Source organism: Caballeronia sp. LP006 (genome assembly GCF_031450995.1).
In the GTDB taxonomy this organism is placed as follows: Bacteria; Pseudomonadota; Gammaproteobacteria; order Burkholderiales; family Burkholderiaceae; genus Caballeronia.
Map to the genome: position 1 here is coordinate 234,377 of NZ_JARTVW010000005.1, position 21,019 is coordinate 255,395.

Below are 21,019 nucleotides of genomic sequence, written 5' to 3' on the forward strand. Positions count from 1 at the left end.
GTCATCCCATCCGTTTCAGTTTCGGGTCGAGGGCGTCGCGCAGACCGTCGCCGAGCAGATTGATGACGAGCACCGAGATCAGGATGGAGAGACCGGGCATCGTGACGATCCACCATGCGCTTTCGATGTAATCGCGCGCCGAAGCCAGCATGGCGCCCCACTCGGCCGCGGGCGGTTGCACGCCCAAGCCGAGGAAGCCGAGCGCGGCGGCGTCCAGAATGGCCGATGAAAATCCGAGCGTCGCCTGCACGATGAGCGGCGCGGCGCAGTTTGGCAGCACTTGCGAGAACATCAGCCGCACAACGCCCGCACCCGCGACGCGCGATGCCGTCACGTATTCCTTTTGCAATTCGCCAAGCGCCGATGCGCGCGTCAGACGCACATAACCCGGCAGCGCGACGATGGCGATGGCAAGCATGGTGTTGACGAGCCCCGGCCCGATGATCGCGACCACGGCGACCGCGAGCAAGAGCGAAGGCAGCGCGAGGAGCACATCCATGATGCGCATGATCGGCGTATCGAGCCAGCCGAAGAACGCGGCCATGAGCCCCAGCACGACGCCCGGAATGAGCGCGAGCACGACCGATACGAAGCCGATCCAGAACGACAGCCGCGCGCCGTACATGAGACGCGAGAGAATGTCGCGGCCGGCTTCATCGGTGCCGAGCAGGAACATGCGGTTGCCGCCTTCGAGCCACGCGGGCGGAATCTTCACGTATTCGCGATATTGCTCGATGGGGCTGTGCGGCGCGATCACGGGCGCGGTGAGCGCCACCAGAATCAGCACGAGCACGATGAAGCCCGCGACCACTGCGCCGCGATTGCGCGAGAAGTTCGCCCAGAACTCGCGGCCCGCGACCATGCGGCCGCTGGGTGGCGGTGTTACTGCCTGGGGGGGTAGGTTGTTTTGAATGTCGGCCATATCATGCCTCTCGCCGAGCCGCCTCAAGAGAGGCATGCGCCCCCGTGGGGGGCAGCGAACGAATGTGAGCGTGGGGGTGGAACATGTCTATGCCTCTCGCCGAGCCGCCTCAAGAGAGGCATGCGCCCCCTCGGGGGGCAGCGAACGAATGTGAGCGTGGGGGTGGTACATGTTCACCTTGTATGGCGAATGCGCGGATTCAACACGCCGTACAGCAGATCGACGATCAGATTCACGAAGATCACGAGCGACGCGATCATCAGAATGCCGCCCTGCACGACGGGATAATCGCGACGCGAAATGGCATCGATCAGCCACTTGCCGACGCCCGGCCACGAGAACAACGTCTCCGTCAACACCGCACCCGCGAGCAACGTGCCAACCTGCAAGCCGATCACGGTCACCACGGGAATCAGCGCATTGCGCAACGCATGCACGATCACCACGCGCAACGGCGAAAGCCCCTTCGCGCGCGCCGTGCGAATGTAGTCTTCGCGCAGCACTTCGAGCATCGACGAACGCGTCATGCGCGCAATCACCGCGAGCGGAATCGTGCCGAGCACGATGGTCGGCAATATCAGATGGCTCACCGCGGACTTGAACGCGCCTTCATCGGTGGAGAAGATCGAGTCGATCAGCATGAAGCCCGTGACGTGCGGAATGTCGTATTCCACCGCGATCCGCCCCGACACGGGCGTCCAGCCGAGCCTTGCCGAGAAGAACATGATGAGGATCAAGCCCCACCAGAAGATCGGCATCGAATAGCCCGTGAGCGCGGTGCCCATCACGCCATGATCGACCACCGTGCCGCGCTTGAGCGCCGCCGCCACGCCCGCCGGCAGACCGACGATGAGCGCGAAGATCATCGCGCAGATGGACAGTTCGACGGTCGCCGGAAAGCGCGCCATGAATTCGCTCATCACACTCGTATTGGTGATGATCGACATGCCGAGATCGCCCTTGAGCGCATGGCCGACATAGTGGAGATACTGAAGCGGTAAAGGCTCGTCGAGACCTAAGCGCTTCATGGCTTCGGCGTGCATCGCCGGGTCCACGCCGCGTTCGCCCATCATTACTTCGATGGGGTCGCCCGGGATCAGGTGGATGAGCGCGAACGCGAGAATCGTAATGCCGATGAACGTCGGTATCACCATTCCTATGCGTCGCAAAACGAATCGGAACATGATCGCCCTTTGGTTCGTACTTGGGGATTTGGAAGAGTGACCGGCGGCGCGGATCGTTTTCGACCCGCGCCGCCGGTCCTGTTCGACTAATTATGGTTTAGTGCAAAAAGCGTTCCGCTTGCAAGCTGCGTTTTGCGGATGCTCTCGCTTTACTGCATGCCCACGCCGTCGAAACGCACATAGCCGAGCGGTTCGATCTTCAGGCCCGTCACCTTCTTGCTGGCCGGCTGATACACCGTCGAATGCGCGATCGGCGAGAACGGCAGCTGTTGCGCGAAGATCTGCTGCGCGTCCATGTAAGCCTTCGTGCGCGCCGCCACGTCGCTCGTCGAACGGCCCTTCACGACCAGATCGTCGAACGGCTTATAGCACCACTTCGAGAAGTTGCTGCCCTTCACCGCGTCGCAACCGAGCAGCGTGCCGAGCCAGTTGTCGGGGTCGCCGTTGTCGCCGGTCCAGCCGATCAAGAGCGCCTGATGCTCGCCCGCGTGCGCGCGCTTGAGATACTCGCCCCATTCGTACGACACGATCTTTGCCTTCACGCCGATCTTCGCCCAGTCGGCCTGGATCATCTCGGCCATCAGACGTGCGTTCGGGTTGTACGCGCGTTGCACAGGCATGGCCCAAAGGTCGATATCCATGCCGTTCGGAAAGCCGGCCTTCGCGAGCAGATCCTTGGCCTTGGCCGTATCGTACGGACTCGTCTTGAGGTTCTTGTCGTAGGACCATTGAGTCGGCGCCATCGGAGCGGTGGCCGCCTGGCCCGCGCCCTGATACACGGAATCGATGATCGCCTTCTTGTTGATCGCCATGTCGAGCGCGCGGCGCACGTCGGTGTTGTCCAGCCCCTTCTTGGTCACGTTATAGGCCACGTAACCTTCGTTGAAACCGGCCTGCGACGGCGTATCCAGATTCGATGCGGACTTGAGCGACTCGATGTCGCCCGGACGCGGATAGCTCATCACCTGGCATTCGTTGCTTTTCAGCTTCTGCACGCGCACAGCGGCATCGGGCGTGATCGAAAAGATCAGCTTCGACACCTGCACCGCGTTCGGCTTCCAGTAATCCGGATTGCCGTCGAAGCGAATGGTCGCATCCTTTGTATAGCTACGGAAGATGAACGGTCCCGTGCCAACCGGATACTGATTGATGTCGGCGGCCTTGCCGTCCTTCACCAGCTTGTCCGTGTATTCGGCCGAGAGAATGGACGCGTATTCCATCGCCATGTTCTGGATGAACGGCGCGTTCACTTCCTTGAGCGTGAACTTCACGGTGTAGGGATCGACCTTCTCCACCTTCGCGATGAGCTTGTCGAGGCCCATGTCCGTGAAGTACGGGAACGCAACCGGGTACGCCTTGCGGAACGGCTGGTTCGGGTCGAGCATGCGGTTGAACGTGACGAGGACGTCATCCGCGTTGAATTCGCGCGTCGGCTTGAAGTACGACGTCGTCTGGAACTTCACGCCGTGACGCAAATGGAAGGTGTAGGTCAAACCGTCCGCCGACACGTCCCACTTTTCGGCGAGACCCGGCTCGACCTTCGTGCCGCCGCGCTCGAATTCGACGAGGCGGTTATAGACCGTGAACGTGTTCGCGGTGAAGTCGGTGCCAGTGGTGTATTGCGCGGGATCGAAACCGGCGGGACTGCCTTCCGAGCAGTACACCAGCGTCTTGTTGGGGATGGCGGCATTCGCGACGTTCGCCGCGAATAGCGTTGCCGTGGCGACGGCGCCCATGAGCGCCGACACGCGGGCGACTCGCAACAGGCCATTCTTCTTCATGTTTCCTCCAGGTCGATGCCAGCTTTCAACTGACGTAGCGCGATATTACTTGATCGCATCGGCGGTGCTGCCAGCCGTGCGAATCTGCCGGATGAAACGGCGCAAGCAAATTCGGGCGCTACCCTAGCATGAACAAATATTACGTGTGTGGTCGTTTTCCCCACTGGATTTACAGCTGCCGGTTGGTTCGATGCGGTTAGGTTATCGCCTATGTCTAAGCGTGATAGCTCGGATGGCGAAATATCCGCGCAAGGTGCCGGCAGCGTGCGCAAAGTGCGCCGTCGGGTACTAAAACGCCCGAAAAAAGTGCTAAACGAGGAGGAAAGTAAGGACCGCGCGGACGAACGCCGCGCGGGTAAAACAAACTCAGACGCTCTTGACGCCGAGCCGCTCGCAAACCGTCTTCGACGCCCACGCGCCGTTGAGCGTGTAGAAATGCAAGCCGGGCGCGCCGCCGTCGATCAGACGCTGGCACAGACCCGTCACCACATCGACGCCGAATTCGCGGATCGACTCGCGGTCGTCGCCGTAACTTTCGAGCCGGCGCGCGATCCACTTCGGCACTTCCGCGCCGCACATCTCGGAAAAGCGCATCAACTGCGTGAAGTTGGTGATCGGCATGATGCCCGGCACGATAGGCACATCGACGCCGAGCTTTTTCGCTTCATCGACGAATTCGAAGTAGGCGTCCGCGTTGAAGAAGTACTGCGTGATCGCGGAGTTCGCGCCCGCCTTTACCTTGCGCGCGAAGTTTTCGAGATCGGCGCGCGGCGAACGCGATTGCGGATGAAACTCCGGATACGCCGCCACTTCAATGTTGAACCAGTCGCCGTGCTCCTGGCGAATGAACGCCACGAGTTCGGACGCATAGCGCAACTCGCCGACTTCACCCATGCCCGAAGGCAAGTCGCCGCGCAACGCGACGATATGGCGAATGCCGTGCTCCCGATACTGCGAAAGAATCGCGCGCAGGCTGTCTTTCGACGAGCCGATGCAAGACAGATGCGGCGCCGCTTCGAAGCCTTCCGCGGCCATTTCGAGCACGGTGTCGAGCGTGCCTTGCTGCGTGGAGCCGCCCGCGCCGAACGTCACGGAGACGAACTTCGGCGCGAGCGTTTTCAGTTGCGCGCGCGAGGCGCGCAGTTTGTCCACACCTTCCTGCGTCTTCGGCGGGAAAAACTCGAATGAAAGTTCGATCGGTTTCATGGTGGTGTGTGTACGCGCGGCGAGGCGTGGTGTGCGCGGCGTCAGCCGAAGTTGCGCTGTCCGAAGATGAGCGCCGACAGAAGCCACGACACGATGCTATATAGAATCGAGCCGAAGAACGCGGACCAGAAACCCGTCACCTCGAAGCCTTTCAAGAGCGACGAGCACAGCCAGAAACACAGCGCATTCACCACGAGGATGAAGAGGCCGAGCGTCAGGATGGTCACGGGCAACGTGAGAATGATGAGCACCGGGCGCAGCACTGCGTTGATGAGCCCGAGCACCACGGCCACGATGAGCGCCGTGCCGAAACTGCGGATGTGGATCGACGGCACGAGATAGGTGATGATCAGAAGCGCGAGCGCGTTGATCAGCCATGTCAGCAGCACGGTCATCGAGTGTTCTCCGGTTGATGCAATGTGTCTTTGTACCGCGCACGAACCTCCCGATCCGTGCGCGGCCACGCCGCCGCGTGCCTTGTCAGTAGCGGATTAATAGCGGTAGTGGTTCGGCTTGAACGGACCGTTCTTGTCGACGCCGATATAACCGGCCTGCTCCGTCGAAAGCACCGTCAGTTCCGCGCCGATACGTCCCAGATGCAGACGCGCGACCTTCTCGTCGAGATGCTTCGGCAGCACATACACCTTGTTCTCGTACTTGTCGCCTTGCGTGAACAGTTCGATCTGCGCGAGCGTCTGGTTCGTGAACGAGTTCGACATCACGAAAGACGGATGGCCGGTTGCGCAGCCGAGATTCACGAGACGTCCTTCAGCCAGCAGAATGATGCGCTTGCCGTCCGGGAAGATGATGTGATCGACTTGCGGCTTGATGTTGTCCCACGTGTATTGGCGCGTGGAAGCGACATCGATTTCGGAGTCGAAGTGACCGATGTTGCAGACGATGGCGTTGTTGCGCATCGCCTTCATGTGGTCGTGGTTGATGACGTGGTAGTTGCCCGTTGCCGTCACGAAGATATCGGCCTTGTCGGCGGCATATTCCATCGTCACGACGCGGTAGCCTTCCATTGCCGCTTGCAGCGCGCAGATCGGGTCGATCTCCGTGACCCAGACGGTGGCGCCCAGACCGCGCAGCGACTGCGCGCAGCCCTTGCCCACGTCGCCGTAGCCCGCCACGACCGCGATCTTGCCGGCGATCATCACGTCGGTGGCGCGCTTGATGCCATCCACGAGCGATTCGCGGCAGCCGTACAGATTGTCGAACTTCGACTTCGTGACCGAATCGTTCACGTTGATGGCCGGGAACGGCAGACGCCCTTCCTTCTCCATCTGATACAGACGATGCACGCCTGTGGTCGTCTCTTCCGTCACGCCCTGGATGTGCGCGAGGCGCGTGGAGTACCACGTCGGGTCGGCATCGAGGTGCGAAGCGATCGACTTGTACAGCGCGACTTCTTCTTCATTCGTCGGCTTGCCGATGACCGAGCGGTCTTTTTCGGCCTTCGAACCGAGGATGAGCAAGAGCGTGGCGTCGCCGCCGTCGTCCAGAATCATGTTGGCGAATTCGCCGTTCGGCCATTCGAAGATGCGGTGCGAGAACTCCCAGTATTCGTCGAGCGATTCGCCCTTGAACGCGAACACCGGCGTGCCGCCCGCGGCGATGGCGGCGGCAGCGTGATCCTGCGTGGAGAAGATGTTGCACGATGCCCAGCGCACGTCGGCGCCGAGTGCGGTCAGCGTTTCGATCAGCACGCCGGTCTGGATGGTCATGTGCAGCGAGCCTGCGACGCGCGCGCCTTTCAGCGGCTGTTGCGCCTTGTATTCCTCGCGCGTCTGGATGAGACCGGGCATCTCCGTTTCGGCGATGTCGAGTTCCTTGCGGCCCCATGCGGCGAGCGACATGTCGGCAACAACGTAATCCTGGGAATTCTTGGAATCGAGAACTGCGGCGTTCATCACGCCCTCCTTTCTAAAAAAGACTAGAAATTTTGACGTGAGCGCCGTTCGATGCGGTGGCTCAGCGGGCTTGTTTATGTGCCTTCGAACCGTCCGATTGAAGCCTCCGAGCCTGGCGGGTGAAACCCGTCGCAACGCTCCTCGGGGGCGAGCGAAGATTGTAGCAAAAGTCGGCGGAATGCGAATGCGGGATTAAGCGCAGTCTGATTGATGGGGGTGACTGAGCGTAGGGAGGCGTTCAGGCTCGATCGACTATTGACTCAGCAATTGCCGGACATCGCCGTGCGGGCGCGTGCGACGAATTGTTGAATGGCCTCGGTGGTCGCCCAATGCTCGTCGAACGGCGTTTCGGCGCCTCCTGCGCGGCTGAAATACAACGCCACGTGGCTCCCCGGATGATAGTGGACGCGAACGCCTTTCCTGGCTTCCAGGCGATAACAACCGTAAATGTCGATGATTGCATTTGAAAGCGCCGAATCCTCGCCGCCATAACGCCGGAAGACTTCATCTGTAGGGAAGCCGCCGAGCGCGAGGAAGGTTGCACGCTGAATCACGAGCGTGCTCGTTATCGTGTCGCTCATGATGTTGGCGTGACGGCCGAAGTCAGGAATGGCGCGCAGTTCGGCTGGAACGTCGCTGAAGTCGGCGCTGAAACGAACTGCGGGTTGCCGAGGCGTGTTGTGCAGATAGAGTGCGGCGGTCGCTAGCGCGCCTGGAAGGTATTCGTCGTCGGCGTCGAGGAAAGCCAGAATGGAGTGCGCCGCGACATTCGCACCATGGTTGCGCGCCCGAGCGGGGCCACCGTTTTCCGGCATCTGAACTAGCTCGACGCGTCGGTCTTTCAGAGAGTAATACTTCGCAATCGCCGCTGTTGTGTCCTGCGAGCCATCGTCCACGACGATGATCTGCGCTGCTTCGGTTTGCAAAAGACAACTATCGAGCGCGCGTGCCAGCGTTTTTGCCGAGTTGAAACAAGGAATGATGACTGAGACGCCGGAGCGCTGAGAGACTAGTGACATTTGGCTCTAACCGAAAAGTTGAGCCCGGATTGTCGCAAGAGATGCTCCGAGAATCGCTAGCGAAAACTCCTAAACAGCGGCGCGTGCGCGTAATTGCCTATATCGGCAACATGCTCAAAACCGGCGCGAGCAGCACCATCACCACGCCCGCGATCATCATCGTCAAGCTGGCGACGACGCCCTCTTCGTTCCCGAGTTCGCGCGCCTTCGCGGTGCCGACGCCATGCGCCGCCGCGCCGAACAACGCTCCGCGCGCAAGCCGCGTGCGCAGCGGCACCAGCGCCAGCACGATCTCGCCGAAGAGCATGCCGCACACGCCCGTCGCGATGACGAAAAGCGCGGTCAGATCGCGCGGCGCGTGAATCTTGTCGGATACCGCGAGCGCAAATGGCGTCGATATCGAACGCGTCGCGAGACTGCGCTGCAGTTCCGGCGACAGATGCAGCAACTTCGCAAGCGCAATCGACCCGCCGACCGCCACCAGAATGCCAACCGTCACTCCGACGCTCAACGAAATCCAGTGCCGCTTCAGGAGCGACCGGTATTCGTAGATCGGCACCGCGAACGCGACGGTGGCTGGCCCGAGCAGCCACATGAGCCAGCGCGTATCGGCGAAATAGACGGGGTATGGAATGCGCGCCGTCACGACGATCGCCGCAAGCACCGCCGGGACAGCCAGAAGCGGCGTCAGCCACGGACTTTTGAAGCGCGCATAAAGACGCTTCGACACGAAGTACAGGACGACGGTCATCACGAAGCATCCGGCAGCGATCAGGCGTGCAGCGTCGTCTTGGAGCAGCGAAGCGTAGAAGTGGCTCATGGCTCAGGCGCGCGCCGCTTGCCGCGCGTTGAGCGCCCGGCGCAGCGCGAGGTGACGCTCCAGGCGCGCCGCCCGATCCACGGCGAACGCCACCGCCACCATCACCATGAGCGTTCCCGCGACGACAACCAGCGCCAAACGCCAGCCTTCTTCCATGAAAAGCCCGCCGTATTGGACCGCCGCCACGGCCGCCGGGATGAAGAACAGCAGCATGTCCGACAGCAGCCAGTCGGCGCCCGCCTTGACCCAGCGCGGCGCCACGCCGCCGCAGAACAGGAGCGCCAACAACGCGACTAGTCCGACGACGCCACCTGGCACCGGCAGCGCCAGCTTGCGCGCGGCCAGGTCCGCGACGAACCAAATCGCCGCGAGCGCCGCCGATTGAATCGCGATGCGCGTCACGCGGGCAAGCGCCATGCGGGCGTTGGCGAAGGCGGATGGGGCGGAAAGAACGGTGGACATGGCGGGCTCGGGGCGAATGACTAGGGTTAACCTGTAGACGGAGTATAAGTGCACCATTTACATAAAAAAAATGACTTAGCATTATCCAAATCATTCCAATCTGGAATCTCACATGGAATTGCGCGCGTTGAGGTATTTCATTGAGGTGGTCAAGCAAAAGAGCTTCACTGCTGCCGCCGAGCATATGTTCGTCACTCAGCCGACCATCAGCAAAATGGTCAAGTCACTAGAAGACGAGGTCGGCTCGCCGCTTTTATTGCGGGAAGGCCGTCAGATGGTCCTGACCGATGCCGGACAAATCGTCTATCAGCGTGGCGTCGATGTGCTCGCGGCCCATGCGCGGCTCGAAGCGGAACTGAACGATCTGGGCACGTTCGGGCGCGGCACGCTGACGATCGGCATTCCGCCGATGGGCGGCGCGCTCTTCACGCCCGTCATTGCTGCTTTCAGGGAGCGGTATCCGAAGATCGAGCTGAAGCTGTTCGAGCAAGGCTCGAAGGCGATCGAGGCTGCGTTGATCGAAGGCGAACTCGAACTCGGCGGCGTGCTGCAGCCAGTCGATGCCGAAACGTTCGACGTGCTGCCCGTCAGCCGGCAACTCTTGTGGCTCGTGGCGCAAAAAGGTTCGCGCTGGGACGGTCTGAACGAGGTAGCGCTCGCCGATCTGGCAGCCGAACCCTTTGTGTTCTACGGCGAAAGTCTCGCGCTCAACGACGTCGTGCTGAGCGCGTGCCGCGCGGCGGGGTTCGCGCCGACGATCGTCGGTCGCAGCGGGCATTGGGATTTCATGGCGGCGTTGGTACAGGCTGGCATCGGCATCGCGCTGTTGCCCGCGCCTTATTGTGGCCGCCTGGATGCCGAGGCGTTCACCTGCCGGCCGGTCGTCGCGCCCGAGATTCGCTGGGACATGGCCGTCGGCTGGCGGCGCAACGGATATCTGTCGCATGCGGCGCGAGCGTGGATCGAAGTCGCGCGCGAAATACTGCCCGCGAATGTCGATCAGGATTTCATGGCCGATGGCTTTCCGCGGCTGAAGCGTGGCGAGGCGCTGTAATGCGTTGAACGGGAGTTTCCTTGCCTGATGCGCCTAGTGCGCAGTAAAAAAGCGCCGAACCGCTTCAAAGCGGTCCGGCGCTTTTTCGACGCATCGCGCCCGAGATGGCGCGTGACGCTTAGTCGGCTTGCTTGAACTCGATACGTCGATTAGCCATGCGGCCAGCGGCGGTCGAGTTGTCGGCGACCGGATTGGCGTCGCCAAAGCCTTGAGCTGTCAGCGAATCAGAAGGAATGCCGTGCTGAACCAGGTACGAACGCACCGCTTCCGCACGCTTCTTCGACAACTGAAGATTCAGCGCCGCGCCGCCCGTGTTGTCCGAATAGCCTGCGATCTGAAGCTGAATTGGCTTTGCTTGCGTGTCGCAGGCCTTCAGCGCCTTTGCCGAGGCAGCGAGCGCCGCCATGGCAACCGGCGGCGGCGTGTTCGAACCCGTGCCGAAGTTGACCGGCTTCAGGTTCAGCGTCTTGACGATAGCCGGAGCCGAGCAGGCATCCGCGTCTTGATTGGCTTGCGCTTCCGATGCCGGAGCCGCAACCGGAGCCGATTGCGTGCCGACCGTCCAGCCGGCGCCGAACAGCGCCTTCAGCTTGTCGACCCAGCCGAGCTTCGGCTCGCTTGCGCCGCCGCTCAGGGTGATCGTGTCGCCGGTAATCTGCAGATCGGCGCCCGGCAGCGTCATCAACGGCAGCAGGCCTTCGAGCTTGTCGAGCCACGCGGCGGGCTTCGTGTCGGGATCGACGGTCACGTTCGCGTGGAACTTGTCCGCGCCGAGCTTAGCCGACAGCATGTCGATCAGGCGTTGACGTTCCTGCTCGCTATTCACCGTGGCTTTCAGCGTGGGAATGCCGGAGGCGTCGACCGTCATGGACAGGCTTGCGTCCTTGCCCGGCAAAATGGTCGGCAACGATGCCTGATCGGGCGCCACAGCCGTGGCTTGCGATGCCTGATCGTCACTGGCGCTAGCGCTAGCGCTGGCGCTGGCGCTGGCTGCAGATGCGGCGTCGGATGCCGCCGAGGCGTCCGTGCGCGTTTCGGCCGTCACGTCTTTCGACTTGTTTTCGGTCGAACAGCCGCGCGCAACGAGCGCGGCCAGCAACGCGAGGGCAGCGGCGTTGGCGACCCACAGCCATTTGCGGCGCGGACCCTTGTCGTTTGTTTGCGCGGTTTCCACGGCCGGTTCTTGTTCGCCATGAATGGGGAACGACGCTGCTTCTTGGGTAGCCGGATGACCGAGATGCGAGGACACCGCCTTCAGCCGCGAGGCCACGCCCGCGAGGAACGCGCCGACCGAGCCGAGCCCCAGCGCATTCGCGAACGAATCCGTCATGTTGGCCCGCACGACCGGCAATTGATGCCCGAGCAGCGTGGGCAACTGGCCGATATGGCCGTTGTGCTGCGTGAAATAGCGCTTGAGGATACCGAGAATGGTCGCGCCCACGACGCCCGACAACGTGCGCGATGCGCTCGCCGCCACGCCCGTGTATTCGGAAATACGCTCGGCGAGCGCATTGAGATTGTCGTGCGAGGCAATGACGCCATCCACCGTCGAATGGGTGGCGAGGAGCGTTTGCATGCCTTCGTCGTTGAGAACGAAGTGCGGCAGTTCCTCGGCGATATGCGTGTTCACGCCCGGCGACATGACGGAGGCAAACAGACTGCGTGCGCCATCCAGCGACGCCGCCTTGTTCATCATCGAGCCGATGAGTGCTGGCGCGCATAGTCCGACGACGCGCCTCGCGGACTCCTGCGTGCAGCCAACGCGTGCAGCCAGGTGTTGCAATACGCTCTCGGTCAAGGCGCCTTGAACGAGTTGATTGAGGTTGATGCTCATTGAGAAGACTTCCAGAAGAGGCCTGTAAACCTCAGGCCATAAGGGTCTCGGCGATTATAGGTTCGGCCTCCTGTCCGTCAGCCGTGGTAGCCAAACAATCGGATTTCTCTCATCCGGTTGGTCTTTAAGAGTTCGCATCAGAAAAATATAGGAATGGTTTAAGACCAAACGCGAGCGCCCGGCCAGATTGAAGCGAGCGGCAGCGCTACACGCTAGTCGGGCGTGCGGCCTATCATCGTTAAATAGAGATAGAGGATCATTTTTGACCACGCGTGTTGCGATTAGCCGACGCAAGCTCGCACGGGAGACACACGATGAACCACGCACCCTTGTTCGAGACACACGAAGTCACGAATCAGTCGCCGCCGCTTGTCGACTACGACGCCTTCGCCGCGGACCGCGCGCTCGTTGCCGCGCTCGAGCGCGAAGGCGCGCACTGGCATGCCGAGGCGCTCCACCGCGACGGCCGCGCGCTTACACAACCGGACGTGCTCGCGCTCGCCGATCTCGCCAACCGGCATACGCCGGAACTGAGCACGCACAGCGCGCGTGGCGAGCGTATCGACGCAATCGAGTTTCATCCGGCCTGGCATGAACTGCTGCGACGTCTGCGGCAAGAAGGTCTGCACGCGCTGCCGTTCGAACCTTCGGCGCGCGCCGGGTCGATGGCCGCGCGCGCCGCCGGTTACTTTCTGCACGGACAACTCGAATCCGGATCGCTGTGTCCGGTCACGATGACCTTCGCGAGCATCCCCGTTTTGCGCAATGAACCCGCGCTTTATGAACGGCTCGCCGCACCGCTCTTGTCGCGCGAGCACGATTCGCGCGACATCGCCCTCGAAGCCGGCAAGCGATCGATGTTGATCGGCATGGGCATGACCGAAAAGCAGGGCGGCTCCGACGTGCGCGGCAATCGCACGCGCGCGCATGCGCTCGGCACACCCGGGCGCGGCGGGGACTATCGGTTAATCGGACACAAGTGGTTTTTCTCGGCGCCGCAGTGCGACGCGCATCTTGTGCTCGCGCGCACGGCGGACGAAGGCGGACTCTCCTGCTTCTACGTGCCGCGCTTTGCGCCCGACGGCCGCAAGAACGCCGTGCACGTGCAGCGTCTGAAGGACAAGCTCGGCAATCGCTCGAACGCGAGCAGCGAAGTCGAGTTTCTCGATGCCTACGGCGTGATGATCGGCGATGAAGGACGCGGCGTGCCGACCATCATCGAAATGGCGAACTACACGCGGCTCGATTGTGTGATCGGCAGCGCGGCGTTGATGCGCGCGGCGCTGGTCGAAGCGATCCATCATGCGCGGCATCGCAGCGCGTTTGGCGCGCATCTCGCCGATCAGCCCTTGATGCGCAACGTGCTCGCCGACCTCGCGCTCGAATCGGAAGCCGCGACGGTGCTGTTCATGCGGCTGGCCGGGGCGTTCGAGCAGAGCGCATCGGCGGGAGCGGCGTTGCGCGAACGCGCGTGGCGGCGCATCGTCACGCCTGCGGCGAAGTTCTGGGTCTGCAAGCGCGCGCTCGAATTCACCGGCGAGGCGATGGAAGTGTGGGGCGGCAACGGTTACGTCGAAACCGGGCCGATGGCGAGGTTTTATCGCGAGGCGCCGGTCAATTCGATCTGGGAGGGTTCGGGTAACGTCATGTGTCTCGACGTGCTGCGTGCGTTCGAGCGCGAGCAGGACGCGGCGCACGCACTATTCGACGACTGGCGCGATACGGCAAGCGCGCATCCGGCGCTCGGTGCGGCTTTGCAGACACTCTTGACTAGTTTGACGAGCGATCCGGCGTCGCGCGAGGCATCGGCGCGGCGCATCGCGCAGCAATTGACCTTATGTGCACAAGGCGTATTGCTGGCGAGACATGCGCCGGACGAGGTGGCACAGGCGTTCATCGAAACCCGCCTGGGCGATGCGCGCGGCGAAACCGGCCGCGTGTATGGCACGTTGCCCGCGCGCTTCGATCATGCGGCGATCGTCAGGCGGGCTTTCGAGTTTTAGCGGCGTCCCGCTTCCCTCACCGGCTCCTCGTTCTCCAGCCGATAAACCCAGGCCAGCAGTTCCGCCACCGCCTGATAAAGCGCGGGGGGAATATGCGAATCGAGATCGACCTGCATCAAGAGCGACACCATTTCCGGCGAGTCATGGACATACACGCCCGCTTCCTTAGCGCGCTGCACGATCATTTCCGCGACCACGCCGTAGCCCTTCGCCACGACGCGCGGCGTCGTTTCGCGGCTGCCCGCATCGTAAGTGAGCGCGGTGGCCTGCTTGCGCGAATACAGTGGATTGCTCATGTCACTTCTCCACCCGGCGGCGCGCGGAATAAATGCTCGAGCGGCGAACGCACTGGTTTCGGCGCGTCCAGGTCGATGTCGCCCGTGGCGGCGCCCGAGCCATCCATCGAACGCACGCTGAACGACGCCAGCGCGATGCCCGCCGCTTCGAGCTGACGCTGGAACGCGGCGGCATCGGCGGAAAAACGCGATGCGCCCGTATCGCTCGCCCTCAGACGCGCGACCAGCTTGTCGCCGGTCAGCACGAGTTCGGCGTCCACCATGCCGAGCGCGGGCAACGACAACGTGACGCGCGTGCGCCACGCGCGTTCCTCGCTGGTATCCACGGCGGGACGCGGCTCTCGCGCCACTTCCCACTCGAAACGCGTCCCCGGCCACGCTTCGCCCTGCCAGCGGAATTGCTCGTTGGCGAGTATGTCGAGTTGCTGACGCACGACCGTGAGCGTCGCCGGATGAATACCCGCATCGAGCGATGCCTGCAGCGCCGATTCATGCTGGCTCGGCTGCGGCGCGGCGAGCGGCGAAGCGGGCGCGGACGGCGCGCTTTGCGAATTCGACAGCGCCAGCGCGGGCGCATCCCGTACCGATGCCGCGAGCGCCGCCGCTTGCTGCGGCGTTTGCGGCATCGCGACGTTATGCGTTTCGGCGTGCAGATCGGACAGATCGGTTTGTGTCGAGGCAAACGCCGGTGGGCGCGTGTCGTCGAAGGCGGTATCGCGCGCGATGCTTTCATCGCCCGGCAAATCGAGCGGCAAGGTCAGCGCGCGCGGATCGATGCGCGCCTGCGGTTCGCTCGCGAGCGACGCCGTGCTGCGCTGCCCGGCCATCCATTGCACGAGATGCGACTCGTAGAAGAGGCCGCTTTGCGCCACCGTTTTCGCAAGCTCCGATGCCAGCGCGGACGCCGGTAACGGCGGCAGATTCTGGCTCGCCGCACGCGCGGCCGCGACGGCGGCGGCATTGGAGGAGAAAGCGGTATCGAAAAGCCCCGTGGTCAGCGCGGCGAACGCGCTCGCGGGACGCGGCGGTGTCGGCCAGAGCGGGGCATCACCGAGAATCGCGGGCGCGGCGCCGCCCAGGCGGGAAATGACATCGAGCGTGCGGGCCACGCTCGACAGTTCGGTTTGCGCGGACGCCACCGGAGCGAGCGTCGGCGCGGATGCGCCCGCCGCGGTTCCGGCGGGCGTCGCGACGGACAAGGAAACGCCCGTCTGCGTGGTCGTCTGGCCGGTCGAACCGGCGTTGGCGCGCAGCGCGGACAGAAGGAGCTCGGTCCGGCTGGCGATAATCGTGGCGATCGCGGAATCGAGTCCTGACATGCCGGCATCCTGGAAAGACCGCGCGCGAGGGCCGGGCCAGACGCCGGAAGAGTTTTCCGTCGCAAGCCGCGCCGTCTAGCGCAGTCCGATCATCTTTTTAAGTACGCGCGCCGGGCTGTTGGTCGTGAAGAGCGCGGAAAGACGCGCGAGGCTCGGCGAACTGAGGTCGCGAATCGCGGCATCGTCGGCGAGGATCTTCTTCACGAGGTCCAGCTTGCGCGCACGGGCGGTGTCGTCGAGTTCCGAGCCGGTATCCACGTCCTTCAACCGTTCGATCAACTCGCGATACCTGCCCTGCATCGTCTTCAATTCGCTCCACTCGCCACTGCGCGCCGCAGCCAGCATCTGGCCGGACAGCGCAGCAATCGCCTCGTAGTGCGCGAAATATTCGTCTGTGGTATTCATTCTTGTCAGGCAGTCGCCGTGGCTGCCGCTCAGACGGCTGCCGCGGTCGTTCTCGCCACTTCCGGTCCAATGCCGACCCACGCCTCTTCGAGCGTAGCCAGCAGATTGTCCACTTCCACGAGCATCGACTCGTCCTGGTTCAGATTCGCTTCCAGGAGCCGGCGTGCCATGTACGAGTACAGCGCGTCCAGACGCAGCGCGACTTCGCCGCCCGCTTCCTTGTTGAGCGCCTGCTGCAACCCGGTCTCGATGATGTTGATCGCCTTGCTGATCGCCGTTCCGCGCGCGCCCACGTTCTTCTGCTGCAAGTGCATCCGCGCCTGTGCAATCGACTGCCGCGCGCCCTGATAGAGCATCACGATCAGCCGGTGCGGGCTCGCTCCCATCACCCCTGTCTGAACGCCGACGCGTGCATATGCGTTGGCTCCCGCCTGTCCTGGGGAATACATCCGTGGTTCTCCTTATGCGATACCGAATGACGCCCGCGGCACGTGGCGCGCGGTGCTCGGACGGCGGCGCAAAGGCCGCTTCGTCCGACCGGTAAGAATCGGTGCTGGCGATCGAACCATCGTTCGCCGTGCTGTTATCGAGGTTATCGGAGAATCGCGGCAAAGCTTTAGGGCGCAAGGCTCTGGGGCCGTATCGGCATGATGGGGACGGATTCGAAACGCACGCGCCAGCCACAGCGCGTTACACCGAAATTTGCATGATGTCGTTGTAGGCCGACACGAGCTTGTTGCGTACTTGCAAGCCGAACTGCATGCCGACGTTGGCCTTTTGCATATCGACCATCACGTCGTTGAGCGAAACGTTCGGCGCGCCGATTTCAAACGCGTGCGCTTCGGACAGCGCCTTCGTCTGGTTGTCGCTGATCTTGCTGATCGACGACTGCAGCGCGTCCGCGAACGTGCCCGCGCTCACCGCGCCCGACTGGCCGATTCCCGCGTCCTGTCCGGATACGGCGCCCGTGGCGACCGTGGGGCTGCCGGCGGCCTGCGTCGCCATCGACTGCATTGTGCTCAGCGCGGAGGTGAGCGGATTGATCGGGAAGTTCATGGTGTCTCCGATTGACAAGTAAAGAGCCGGTTCAGCGCCCAAGTGCGAAAGTCGCTCGTCGCCGGGTTCGGGGCGGCGTGCGAACGGTCGTCCGAACGCTTTTACCGAGTACGAGAAAGATTAGCAGCGCGGCATTTTCCAAAGCGCCGGAAGAACGGGGGAAACCCGGCTCTATTCGCCGAATCGACTTGCAATCTTCTGCGGATAATCCATCTCGTCAAAAGTCCTCCGGCGCCGCATCACGGGCAGTACGACCGGCCAGAGGGGAACGCAAAAGATTCGGAGCTTCGACGCTAAATGGATACGCCCAACAACTCACTGATCACGCCAGACGCCAGAATGGGCCTGGCAGGCGCGCAGCCTGGCGCCTCGGCGAGCGCCGCGAGCCCCAGCCTCACCGGCGGCGCTGGCGGCGCCGACTTCGGCGGCTTCGCTCAGCGCATGCCGATGCTCTCGCAATTCCGCTCGAACCCGCGCGTGCCGCTCATCATCGCCGTGGCGATCTTGGCGATGGTCGTGGCGGGGCTCGTCATGTGGACGCGCCAGCCCGACTACCGCGTGCTGTTCTCGAATCTCTCCGACCGCGACGGCGGTGCGATCGTCGCCGCGCTCCAGCAGGGCAACATTCCCTACAAGCTCTCCGACGGCGGCGGCGCGATCCTCGTTCCGGCCGAGTCGGTGCACGAAACGCGTCTGCGCCTCGCAAGCCAGGGTTTGCCGAAAAGCGGCTCGGTCGGCTTCGAACTGATGGACAACCAAAAGTTCGGCATTAGCCAGTTCGCGGAGCAGATCAACTACCAGCGCGCGCTCGAAGGCGAACTGGAACGCACCATCGGCGCAATTTCCTCGGTGAAGTCGGCACGCGTGCATCTGGCCATTCCGAAGCCGAGCGTGTTCGTGCGCGACAAGGAACTGCCGACCGCGTCCGTCATGGTCAACCTCTTTCCCGGGCGCGTGCTCGACGAAGGACAGGTTTCGGCGATCGCGCACATGGTGTCGTCGGGCGTGGCGGACATGCCGGTCAAGAACGTGAATATCGTCGATCAGGACGGCAACCTGCTCACGAACCAGAGCGCCGCGAACGGTCTCGACGCATCGCAACTGAAGTACGTGCAGCAGATCGAGCACAACACGCAAAAGCGCATCGACGCGATTCTTTCCCCGCTCTTCGGCGGCGGCAACGCGCATTCGCAAGTGAGCGCGGACATCGACTTCTCGAAGCTCGAACAGACCGCCGAAAGCTACGGCCCGAACGCCAACCCGCAGAACACGTCGATCCGCAGCCAGCAATCGAGCGAATCCAGCGAAACCTCGGGCAGCGGCCCGTCGGGCGTGCCGGGCGCGCTGTCGAACCAGCCGCCGCAGCCGGCATCCGCGCCGGTCACGGGCGGAGCATCGGACGCAACCGGCGCTGCCGCCGCGAAGTCCACGCCGCAGAACCTGCGCAAGGACACGACGACCAATTACGAAGTGGACCGCACCGTGCGCCACTACGAACAGGCGACAGGCGGCATCAAGCGTCTTTCGGTGGCGGTGGTCGTGAACTATCAGCGTCAGGTCGATGCGAAGGGCAACGTCACGATGACGCCGCTCGCCGCCGACAAGCTCGCGCAAGTCCAGCAACTCGTGAAGGACGCGATGGGCTACGACGAGAAGCGCGGCGACTCGGTCAACGTGGTGAACAGCGCGTTCAACTCCGACCAGAACGTGACGCCCGATGTGCCGTGGTGGCGCACGCCGGACATGATCATGCGCGGTATCCAGTTGGCGAAGTACGTGGGCATCGGCATCGTCGCACTGTTCCTGTACTTCAGCATGGTGAAGCCGGCAATGCGCCGCGCCTTCCCCGTGCCGGAACCGGCGGCGCCCTCGCTCAACGCGCCAGACGAACTCTCGCTGCTCGACGGCCCGACGCTCGAAGGCGGCGCCAAGAATGACGATGATGACAAGGATGCCGAGGTAAGTCTCCTCGGTCATGAAAGCAACAAGGCCAAGTTCGATCGCAATCTCGACTACGCGCGCATGGTGGCGCGTCAGGACGCGAGAATCGTGGCGACGGTCGTGAAGAACTGGGTGTCCGATGAACGCTGAAGGTCTCAATAAAGCCGCGCTCCTCCTGATGTCGATCGGCGAGGAAGAAGCCGCCGAAGTTTTCAAGTATCTCGCTCCGCGCGAGGTGCAGAAGATCGGCGCGACCATGGCGGCGCTCAAGAACGTGACGCGCGAGCAGCTCGACAACGTGCTGACCGAATTCGTCAGCGAAGCGGAGCAGCACACCGCGTTGTCGCTCGATTCGAGCGAGTACATCCGCTCGGTGCTCACGAAGGCGCTCGGCGAAACCAAGGCTGGCGCGCTCATCGACCGGATTCTGCAAGGCAGCGATACGAGCGGTATCGAAGGTCTGAAGTGGATGGACTCGGGCGCGGTCGCGGAACTCATCAAGAACGAGCATCCGCAGATCATCGCGACGATCCTCGTGCACCTGGACCGCGATCAGGCTTCGGAAATCGTCTCGCTGCTCAACGACCGTCTGCGTAACGACGTGCTGCTGCGTATCGCCACGCTCGACGGTATTCAGCCCGCCGCGCTGCGCGAACTCGACGATGTGCTGACCACGCTTCTCTCCGGCAGCGACAACCTGAAGCGCGCGCCGATGGGCGGTATCCGCACGGCGGCCGAGATTCTCAACTTCATGTCGAGCAACCATGAAGAGGGCGTGATCAACAACGTCAAGGAATACGACGTGGAACTCGCGCAGAAGATCATCGACCAGATGTTCGTGTTCGAGAACCTGCTCGACCTGGAAGACCGCGCGATCCAGTTGCTGCTGAAGGAAGTGGAATCCGAAACGCTGATCGTCTCGCTCAAGGGCGCGCAGCCCGCGTTGCGTCAGAAGTTCCTGTCGAACATGTCGCAACGCGCGGCCGAATTGCTTGCGGAAGACCTCGATTCGCGCGGTCCGGTGCGTGTGTCGGAAGTCGAGCAGCAGCAACGCAAGGTGCTTCAGGTGGTGCGTAATCTGGCCGAAAACGGCCAGATTCAATTAGGCGGCAAGGCAGAGGATGCATATGTCTAATCCGGCCCAGAACCCGAAGGCGCCGCTCTCCGCGTATCAGCGCTGGGAGATGGCTTCGTTCGATCCCGTCACCGTGGACCACAGCGCGGCGGATCAGGCAGCGCTCGAAGCGCATTTGCGCCGCGTCGAGGAAGACGCGCATGCGCAAGGTCTCGCCACGGGTCATGTGGCTGGACAGGCGATCGGGTATCAGGCCGGTTTCGAACAAGGTCACGCCAAGGGTTTCGAGGACGGCCGCAAGGAAGCGCTCGCCGAAGCGGCGCGTCTCGCGGAAATCGCCGATGCGTTCAGGATCGCGCTGCAAGCCGCCGATGCCGCCATTGCGGAAACGCTCGCCACGCTCGCGGTCGATATCGCGCAGCAAGTGGTGCGGCAGCATCTGGCGCACGATCCGACGGCGCTCGTCACCGTGGCGCGCGAAGTGATCGCGGCCGAGCCGGAACTCACGGGATCGCCGACGCTGATCGTGAATCCCGCCGATCTGCCTATCGTCGATGCGTACTTGCAGGAGGAACTCGGCGCGGCTGGCTGGATGGTGCGGCCCGACCCGCTCGTGGAACGCGGCGGCTGCCGCGCGCACGCGGCGAGCGGCGAAATCGATTCGACCAATGCGTCGCGCTGGGAGCGTGTCGCGGCGGCATTGGGGAGGAACAAGCCGTGGTAAATAGC

Annotated in this window: 20 protein-coding genes and 1 riboswitch; of the genes, 5 read left to right on the top strand and 15 right to left on the bottom strand. The window is 62.9% G+C overall.

From position 1 onward, the window contains the following. Position 1: 1 nt before the first annotated feature. The 9 genes from P9250_RS17770 to P9250_RS17810 form a co-directional block, all read right to left on the bottom strand. A complete protein-coding gene (locus P9250_RS17770) occupies positions 2-922 on the bottom strand; it encodes an ABC transporter permease subunit (RefSeq protein WP_244826517.1) in 921 nt (306 codons plus the stop codon). 173 nt (positions 923-1,095) lie between these two features. Next, positions 1,096-2,106, bottom strand: a complete 1,011-nt coding sequence (locus P9250_RS17775; RefSeq protein ID WP_244826518.1) for an ABC transporter permease subunit — start codon at positions 2,104-2,106, stop codon at positions 1,096-1,098. A 149-nt stretch (positions 2,107-2,255) separates the two neighbouring features. Further along, the gene (locus P9250_RS17780; RefSeq protein WP_244826519.1) at positions 2,256-3,887 is read right to left on the bottom strand and encodes an ABC transporter substrate-binding protein; all 1,632 of its coding nucleotides are present in this window, start codon (positions 3,885-3,887) and stop codon (positions 2,256-2,258) included. Positions 3,888-4,253: 366 nt separating this feature from the next. Beyond that, complete coding sequence (metF, locus tag P9250_RS17785; protein ID WP_244826520.1) at positions 4,254-5,093, bottom strand: methylenetetrahydrofolate reductase [NAD(P)H]; 840 nt, start codon at positions 5,091-5,093, stop codon at positions 4,254-4,256. Positions 5,094-5,134: 41 nt separating this feature from the next. Beyond that, positions 5,135-5,488, bottom strand: a complete 354-nt coding sequence (locus P9250_RS17790; RefSeq protein ID WP_244826521.1) for a phage holin family protein — start codon at positions 5,486-5,488, stop codon at positions 5,135-5,137. Positions 5,489-5,584: 96 nt separating this feature from the next. After that, positions 5,585-7,006: an adenosylhomocysteinase gene (ahcY, locus tag P9250_RS17795; protein WP_250466021.1), complete on the bottom strand. Its 1,422-nt coding sequence runs from the start codon at positions 7,004-7,006 to the stop codon at positions 5,585-5,587. Between the two features lie 32 nt (positions 7,007-7,038). Then, positions 7,039-7,155: riboswitch (S-adenosyl-L-homocysteine riboswitch) on the bottom strand. Between the two features lie 111 nt (positions 7,156-7,266). Then, positions 7,267-8,025, bottom strand: coding sequence for a glycosyltransferase family A protein (locus tag P9250_RS17800; protein ID WP_310394384.1), 759 nt, complete (start codon positions 8,023-8,025; stop codon positions 7,267-7,269). Positions 8,026-8,122: 97 nt separating this feature from the next. Then, on the bottom strand, positions 8,123-8,845 hold the full coding sequence (locus P9250_RS17805; RefSeq protein WP_250466023.1) for an LrgB family protein: 723 nt from the start codon (positions 8,843-8,845) through the stop codon (positions 8,123-8,125). 3 nt (positions 8,846-8,848) lie between these two features. After that, the gene (locus P9250_RS17810) at positions 8,849-9,307 is read right to left on the bottom strand and encodes a CidA/LrgA family protein (protein WP_250509630.1); all 459 of its coding nucleotides are present in this window, start codon (positions 9,305-9,307) and stop codon (positions 8,849-8,851) included. Between the two features lie 112 nt (positions 9,308-9,419). Here P9250_RS17810 and P9250_RS17815 point away from each other — a divergent pair, with 112 nt between their 5' ends. After that, positions 9,420-10,361 (top strand): LysR substrate-binding domain-containing protein, encoded by a 942-nt coding sequence (locus tag P9250_RS17815; protein WP_310394388.1) that lies wholly within the window; start codon positions 9,420-9,422, stop codon positions 10,359-10,361. 118 nt (positions 10,362-10,479) lie between these two features. Here P9250_RS17815 and P9250_RS17820 read toward each other — a convergent pair whose 3' ends face one another. Then, positions 10,480-12,195 carry an OmpA family protein gene (locus P9250_RS17820; RefSeq protein ID WP_310394390.1) on the bottom strand — a complete coding sequence of 572 codons (1,716 nt, stop codon included), beginning with the start codon at positions 12,193-12,195 and terminating at the stop codon, positions 10,480-10,482. A gap of 314 nt (positions 12,196-12,509) precedes the next feature. On the opposite strand from P9250_RS17820, the gene P9250_RS17825 reads away from it, so the two are divergent. Then, positions 12,510-14,198: an isovaleryl-CoA dehydrogenase gene (locus tag P9250_RS17825; protein ID WP_310394392.1), complete on the top strand. Its 1,689-nt coding sequence runs from the start codon at positions 12,510-12,512 to the stop codon at positions 14,196-14,198. Here the strand turns inward: P9250_RS17825 and P9250_RS17830 are convergent. The 5 genes from P9250_RS17830 to fliE form a co-directional block, all read right to left on the bottom strand. Beyond that, positions 14,195-14,494, bottom strand: a complete 300-nt coding sequence (locus tag P9250_RS17830) for an EscU/YscU/HrcU family type III secretion system export apparatus switch protein (RefSeq protein ID WP_244826529.1) — start codon at positions 14,492-14,494, stop codon at positions 14,195-14,197. The two genes, P9250_RS17825 and P9250_RS17830, sit on opposite strands and share 4 nt — an antisense overlap. Next, a complete protein-coding gene (locus P9250_RS17835) occupies positions 14,491-15,813 on the bottom strand; it encodes a flagellar hook-length control protein FliK (protein WP_310394394.1) in 1,323 nt (440 codons plus the stop codon). The genes P9250_RS17830 and P9250_RS17835 overlap by 4 nt, the downstream gene beginning before the upstream one ends. A 75-nt stretch (positions 15,814-15,888) precedes the next feature. After that, positions 15,889-16,218, bottom strand: a complete 330-nt coding sequence (locus P9250_RS17840; RefSeq protein ID WP_244826531.1) for a flagellar protein FliT — start codon at positions 16,216-16,218, stop codon at positions 15,889-15,891. A gap of 29 nt (positions 16,219-16,247) precedes the next feature. Then, on the bottom strand, positions 16,248-16,667 hold the full coding sequence (gene fliS / locus P9250_RS17845; RefSeq protein ID WP_244826532.1) for a flagellar export chaperone FliS: 420 nt from the start codon (positions 16,665-16,667) through the stop codon (positions 16,248-16,250). 241 nt (positions 16,668-16,908) lie between these two features. Then, on the bottom strand, positions 16,909-17,274 hold the full coding sequence (gene fliE / locus P9250_RS17850; RefSeq protein ID WP_244826533.1) for a flagellar hook-basal body complex protein FliE: 366 nt from the start codon (positions 17,272-17,274) through the stop codon (positions 16,909-16,911). Positions 17,275-17,571: 297 nt separating this feature from the next. Here fliE and fliF point away from each other — a divergent pair, with 297 nt between their 5' ends. The 3 genes from fliF to fliH are packed head-to-tail and all read left to right on the top strand — an operon-like array spanning position 17,572 to position 21,014. Next, positions 17,572-19,365, top strand: coding sequence for a flagellar basal-body MS-ring/collar protein FliF (fliF, locus tag P9250_RS17855; RefSeq protein WP_244826534.1), 1,794 nt, complete (start codon positions 17,572-17,574; stop codon positions 19,363-19,365). Beyond that, positions 19,355-20,350, top strand: a complete 996-nt coding sequence (gene fliG, locus P9250_RS17860; protein WP_244826535.1) for a flagellar motor switch protein FliG — start codon at positions 19,355-19,357, stop codon at positions 20,348-20,350. The genes fliF and fliG overlap by 11 nt, the downstream gene beginning before the upstream one ends. Beyond that, a complete protein-coding gene (gene fliH, locus P9250_RS17865) occupies positions 20,343-21,014 on the top strand; it encodes a flagellar assembly protein FliH (RefSeq protein ID WP_250466034.1) in 672 nt (223 codons plus the stop codon). The genes fliG and fliH overlap by 8 nt, the downstream gene beginning before the upstream one ends. Positions 21,015-21,019 lie beyond the last annotated feature (5 nt).

Bases quoted from the DNA above. Each gene is read 5' to 3' on its own strand.
- P9250_RS17820 (WP_310394390.1), bottom strand. From the start codon at position 12,195: ATGAGCATCAACCTCAATCAACTCGTTCAAGGCGCCTTGACCGAGAGC.
- P9250_RS17815 (WP_310394388.1), top strand. From the start codon at position 9,420: ATGGAATTGCGCGCGTTGAGGTATTTCATTGAGGTGGTCAAGCAAAAG.
- P9250_RS17835 (WP_310394394.1), bottom strand. From the start codon at position 15,813: ATGTCAGGACTCGATTCCGCGATCGCCACGATTATCGCCAGCCGGACC.
- P9250_RS17775 (WP_244826518.1), bottom strand. From the start codon at position 2,106: ATGTTCCGATTCGTTTTGCGACGCATAGGAATGGTGATACCGACGTTC.
- P9250_RS17790 (WP_244826521.1), bottom strand. From the start codon at position 5,488: ATGACCGTGCTGCTGACATGGCTGATCAACGCGCTCGCGCTTCTGATC.
- P9250_RS17800 (WP_310394384.1), bottom strand. From the start codon at position 8,025: ATGTCACTAGTCTCTCAGCGCTCCGGCGTCTCAGTCATCATTCCTTGT.
- P9250_RS17810 (WP_250509630.1), bottom strand. From the start codon at position 9,307: ATGTCCACCGTTCTTTCCGCCCCATCCGCCTTCGCCAACGCCCGCATG.
- P9250_RS17825 (WP_310394392.1), top strand. From the start codon at position 12,510: ATGAACCACGCACCCTTGTTCGAGACACACGAAGTCACGAATCAGTCG.
- fliE (WP_244826533.1), bottom strand. From the start codon at position 17,274: ATGAACTTCCCGATCAATCCGCTCACCTCCGCGCTGAGCACAATGCAG.
- fliG (WP_244826535.1), top strand. From the start codon at position 19,355: ATGAACGCTGAAGGTCTCAATAAAGCCGCGCTCCTCCTGATGTCGATC.
- P9250_RS17770 (WP_244826517.1), bottom strand. From the start codon at position 922: ATGGCCGACATTCAAAACAACCTACCCCCCCAGGCAGTAACACCGCCA.
- fliF (WP_244826534.1), top strand. From the start codon at position 17,572: ATGGATACGCCCAACAACTCACTGATCACGCCAGACGCCAGAATGGGC.
- P9250_RS17805 (WP_250466023.1), bottom strand. From the start codon at position 8,845: ATGAGCCACTTCTACGCTTCGCTGCTCCAAGACGACGCTGCACGCCTG.
- P9250_RS17830 (WP_244826529.1), bottom strand. From the start codon at position 14,494: ATGAGCAATCCACTGTATTCGCGCAAGCAGGCCACCGCGCTCACTTAC.
- metF (WP_244826520.1), bottom strand. From the start codon at position 5,093: ATGAAACCGATCGAACTTTCATTCGAGTTTTTCCCGCCGAAGACGCAG.
- P9250_RS17840 (WP_244826531.1), bottom strand. From the start codon at position 16,218: ATGAATACCACAGACGAATATTTCGCGCACTACGAGGCGATTGCTGCG.
- ahcY (WP_250466021.1), bottom strand. From the start codon at position 7,006: ATGAACGCCGCAGTTCTCGATTCCAAGAATTCCCAGGATTACGTTGTT.
- fliS (WP_244826532.1), bottom strand. From the start codon at position 16,667: ATGTATTCCCCAGGACAGGCGGGAGCCAACGCATATGCACGCGTCGGC.
- fliH (WP_250466034.1), top strand. From the start codon at position 20,343: ATGTCTAATCCGGCCCAGAACCCGAAGGCGCCGCTCTCCGCGTATCAG.
- P9250_RS17780 (WP_244826519.1), bottom strand. From the start codon at position 3,887: ATGAAGAAGAATGGCCTGTTGCGAGTCGCCCGCGTGTCGGCGCTCATG.